Annotated in this window: 6 protein-coding genes; all 6 read right to left on the reverse strand. The window is 50.5% G+C overall.

Annotated elements, in window-relative coordinates; translation table 11 throughout:
• Nucleotides 1–199: 199 nt before the first annotated feature.
• The 6 genes from ACOTX4_RS25500 to ACOTX4_RS25525 all read right to left on the reverse strand — a co-directional run bounded on the left by ACOTX4_RS25500 (nucleotide 200) and on the right by ACOTX4_RS25525 (nucleotide 3,503).
• A complete protein-coding gene (locus tag ACOTX4_RS25500; protein ID WP_421635497.1) occupies nucleotides 200–664 on the reverse strand; it encodes a lysis protein in 465 nt (154 codons plus the stop codon).
• Nucleotides 661–1,113 carry a lysozyme gene (locus tag ACOTX4_RS25505; RefSeq protein ID WP_421635499.1) on the reverse strand — a complete coding sequence of 151 codons (453 nt, stop codon included), beginning with the start codon at nucleotides 1,111–1,113 and terminating at the stop codon, nucleotides 661–663. The genes ACOTX4_RS25500 and ACOTX4_RS25505 overlap by 4 nt, the downstream gene beginning before the upstream one ends.
• Nucleotides 1,114–1,168: 55 nt before the next feature.
• Nucleotides 1,169–1,489 carry a hypothetical protein gene (locus tag ACOTX4_RS25510; RefSeq protein WP_032141950.1) on the reverse strand — a complete coding sequence of 107 codons (321 nt, stop codon included), beginning with the start codon at nucleotides 1,487–1,489 and terminating at the stop codon, nucleotides 1,169–1,171.
• A gap of 99 nt (nucleotides 1,490–1,588) precedes the next feature.
• On the reverse strand, nucleotides 1,589–2,095 hold the full coding sequence (locus ACOTX4_RS25515) for an HNH endonuclease (protein ID WP_231867137.1): 507 nt from the start codon (nucleotides 2,093–2,095) through the stop codon (nucleotides 1,589–1,591).
• A gap of 248 nt (nucleotides 2,096–2,343) precedes the next feature.
• Complete coding sequence (locus ACOTX4_RS25520) at nucleotides 2,344–2,820, reverse strand: HNH endonuclease (protein ID WP_015571549.1); 477 nt, start codon at nucleotides 2,818–2,820, stop codon at nucleotides 2,344–2,346.
• Nucleotides 2,820–3,503, reverse strand: a complete 684-nt coding sequence (locus tag ACOTX4_RS25525) for a bacteriophage antitermination protein Q (RefSeq protein WP_421635498.1) — start codon at nucleotides 3,501–3,503, stop codon at nucleotides 2,820–2,822. The genes ACOTX4_RS25520 and ACOTX4_RS25525 overlap by 1 nt, the downstream gene beginning before the upstream one ends.
• Nucleotides 3,504–3,560: the final 57 nt, after the last annotated feature.

The following is a 3,560-nucleotide window of genomic DNA, read 5'->3' on the forward strand; positions in this document are numbered from 1 at the left end:
AATAACTGACGGATTATTCATAGCGTCTTTACCTTTTAGAAAGTGAGCCTGTCTCACAGAAAAGCCGCCCGAGAGAGGTCGCCACCTATAACGGCATTTCTCAGGCTCGCTTACTGAAAGGCTCTCGTTGATGTGCGCGTGAGATGCGCAGACATAAAAAAGCCCGACCGAAGTCAGGCTCTGTAATTTGGGTGACGAATCACTTAAGACACTGCTCTTTGATGTAGTCCTGCATGCCGCGAATCATTTTGTCAGCGGTTGCGATTCCGTCCCGGTGATCGAAATAATTCCGTCGAGCGTCTGGAGTAAGTTCGGGGGTTCCTGCATCATCCACGCCGGTGGCGGAGGTGGCTTTTGACACTCCAGGGCAGGTTGCGGCGATGCGCAGCCGTTTAGCGCCAGAATCGACATCCCGACGCAAATCGTTAATGGTTTTTTTCGCATCGGACAGTTCCTTCGTGTATTTGGCATCCAGTGCAGCAACATCGCGCTGGCGGGTCTGCATGTCTTTGATGGTGGCGTTTGCCAGGCTGAGTTTACGAGTCGCCTTATCGCGCTGGTCTTTGTAGGTGATGGCGTTGCCGCGGTAGTGGTTAATCGCCCAGACCATGCAAACCAGCAGGCAGATAACGACAGCGCAGATGATTGCGGTTAATCGGCTCATTTCACACCATCCAGGCAGAGCGCCTTTTCTTTCCCTGCTCGAGTTACCAGACCAGGCAGAACCTTGCCGCCACCCCATACCCAGCGAGGGAACTGGTTGCATGCCGCCGTGATGTTCCCGCTTCTGAGAAGAGAGAACATCGTGGAGGTGCGCATGTTTCCGCAGCCAGCACGAAACGTTACCGATACAACTGCTGAGAAAGTATCGTCAGATAGCTTTCTGCCATTTCCGTAGCGGTTAACGCAGGACTCAGCATCAAGGATGTTGCGCTCCCACTCGGCTGCGATCTGCTGGTCAGACTTAACGGTGCCGAGCTTCACGCCATGCGTGTTCCCCATGCCGTCAGTCAGTACACCTGCCGGGCACACATACGGATCACGCCTGCAAGACTCAGCGTTGCCGATTAACTCCAGCCCGCGCTCGTTAGTCCTGACATGGCCCGCATTCATCACAATGGCAATGATCGTTCCTACGGAACATACAATGCCCGCCGCGCCGCTTTTCTTACTCAGTTTCAACTGTGCCACCGGAAATTCTCCGCATTGCCTCCGTAACCACCTCGGCGGCAGCCGGACGATCGGAGTGAGGTTTTTTACCTACATCAGATAAGTAGTTTTCCAGCAGCTGGGTTCGTTTCCTTTCCTCAGCCATACGCTCACGCTCTTCTTTCCGTTTTGCGTAATAGGTTTTTATCGTGAAGAACGCCGATACCAGCGCGCCGATAATAAACACGTAATCCTGCAGGCTAAGCAAAGAGAACAGGCCCAAGGCAGCCGACCACCAGTACGGCAGATCGTGTCCGTTTGTTGGGTTCATACGTTGCATTCCACACCTCCGGATTCGGGGTGCTGTGTGGTAGTTGGGAAAAGGCCGTCAGACACGATAGCTACGGGGCATCTGGAATTGATTGTCTGCGGCCTGAAGTTATGACCTGTTGAATTCGCCAAAGTATTTTTTGGCTGCTTCTTGATAGGCCTCATGAGCCTCATGCTTGGTCATAAAGTTTCCCAAGCTGATAGCCTTTTTATTAACAACAATCCTTGCTCGCCATGGTCTTTTAATCCGTGGAGAGGATTCGAAATGAACACCCTTAAAGCCAGATTTGTTGTTTTTATATTTGGTCTTGTTTTGCCTGTTCTGTGTTGGCGTACAAAGGCGCAGATTTGTAATTCTGTTGTCGCTCTTGTCGCCGTTGATATGGTCAATTTCCATACCTTCAGGGATAGATCCCTTCGCCACGATCCAAACTATTCGGTGTAGGCCAATCACCTGACCCAGAGCGCTGACCATGTGGTAACCACACTTGTTAACATAAATTGGGTTTTCCCCGGCCTTTGCTGTACTTGAGTTGGCTATCCTGACAATGCTCCCGACATCTGGGTCGCAAAAGAAGTATTTTTCAATCTCTTCCTTGGAAGGATCTTTTAACATGGCGTTTGCCTTCTTTGAGATGAACCTTTGCCGCAATGGAAATCAGCCCGTCGAGGCTCGCCAGCACTAACTGACTTCCTCAAAGGCTCATTTCAAAGGGTTTGGTTCGACGTAGTTGAATGCGCATTGCGGTGCGATTGTGAAATTTGGGAATAAAAAAGCCCAAGGCGTTAACCTCGGGCTCTTAATTCTTTGTCGACCTACGAAGCTATGGCGACGATATCAGATTTACATGAAATATATGCGTTTCAATCCAGTTTTGCAAGTCTGAAGTGATTAGCAAGTCTAAATGCTATATCGGCTCTTTTTAAATCATCATAGAGACCTAAATACTCCCGTTTTCCATCGATGAGAATCTGTGCCTGCCACTTTTTTGCTCTTTTGTTATAATAAATACCCTTGCTACCTGATGTGTTGTTTTTATAGATACCAGTGTTAAGAGAGTTAAGTTGGCTGGTTGCTTCTCTAAGATTGGCAATCCTGTTGTCGTCTCTTATTCTGTTTATGTGATCGATCTCTTTTTCTGGCATATATCCGTACACGTAGAGCCATGCAAGGCGATGAGCATGATAAAGTTTCCCAGAAATTTTTATTTGCACATAGCCAAGAGAATTTTTGCTTCCAGCAACGCTTCCTACAACCACCTTCTGCCTTTTCACTGCCCATGAAAACAAACCAGAAAAGGCGTCGTACTTAAGAATAGATTTAAGAGTTTCTTGGTCCATTACTTATATCCTCTCAAATCTAAATTTGTCGCCTTTTGTTGTGAACGTGATCGCGTAACCTGCAACAAAGCACCACTGTCCAGTCGCAGGAAGATGCGGCGCATCTCCACCCAGCGGTCCGTAAACGTCTCAGACCAGTTCTTTGGAGTTACCCCGACCAATTTCGCCATCGCCTGGTATTCGTACGTCTCACGCCCTGCCAGATCAGCTTTGACGTCCTGCGCCGCCAGCCATATCAGTTTCTTCAGGCGCTCCATAGTCTTGCCGGCCACCTTCTTCGCGCCGAGCTGTTCCCGGAACTCTGCCCACGCCCACTGGGTGATAGCCACCTGGTATTCGAAGCGGATATTCTCGCTGTAGTTCCAGAGCAGCCATGCTTTCTGGTGCTCTTCCAGTGACAGCACGGCGCGGCGCCACGATGCGGTAACGAACTCAACCGGACCCACCAGAGCGATCGATGAGCCTTTGGCGCGGGACTGGCTGCCGCTCATCGCCGGACCATCCGGATTGACCATGCGCTGCTTATCCTTGTCGAATACCTTTTTCCGTCCCCGGCTGCGCGCCGTCGCGGTGAATTGCGCGTTCTCGGCGAAAGCTACCAACTGCCCTTTCGTCGCCCCGCTCAGATCTGCGGTCGCCACAATGAGCTGCTGACGTACGTATTCCAGTTGCTGACTGTTCATGCGGCTTCCTTCTGTGGCTGGTTGTTTTTTGTCTGGCTGTGCTTTGCTATTGGCGGC

Source organism: Enterobacter cloacae complex sp. IR5459 (assembly GCF_049238005.1).
GTDB lineage: Bacteria > Pseudomonadota > Gammaproteobacteria > Enterobacterales > Enterobacteriaceae > Enterobacter > Enterobacter hormaechei_C.

Bases quoted from the DNA above. Each gene is read 5' to 3' on its own strand.
- ACOTX4_RS25500 (WP_421635497.1), bottom strand. From the start codon at position 664: ATGAGCCGATTAACCGCAATCATCTGCGCTGTCGTTATCTGCCTGCTG.
- ACOTX4_RS25510 (WP_032141950.1), bottom strand. From the start codon at position 1,489: ATGCAACGTATGAACCCAACAAACGGACACGATCTGCCGTACTGGTGG.
- ACOTX4_RS25525 (WP_421635498.1), bottom strand. From the start codon at position 3,503: ATGAACAGTCAGCAACTGGAATACGTACGTCAGCAGCTCATTGTGGCG.
- ACOTX4_RS25520 (WP_015571549.1), bottom strand. From the start codon at position 2,820: ATGGACCAAGAAACTCTTAAATCTATTCTTAAGTACGACGCCTTTTCT.
- ACOTX4_RS25505 (WP_421635499.1), bottom strand. From the start codon at position 1,113: ATGAATGCGGGCCATGTCAGGACTAACGAGCGCGGGCTGGAGTTAATC.
- ACOTX4_RS25515 (WP_231867137.1), bottom strand. From the start codon at position 2,095: ATGTTAAAAGATCCTTCCAAGGAAGAGATTGAAAAATACTTCTTTTGC.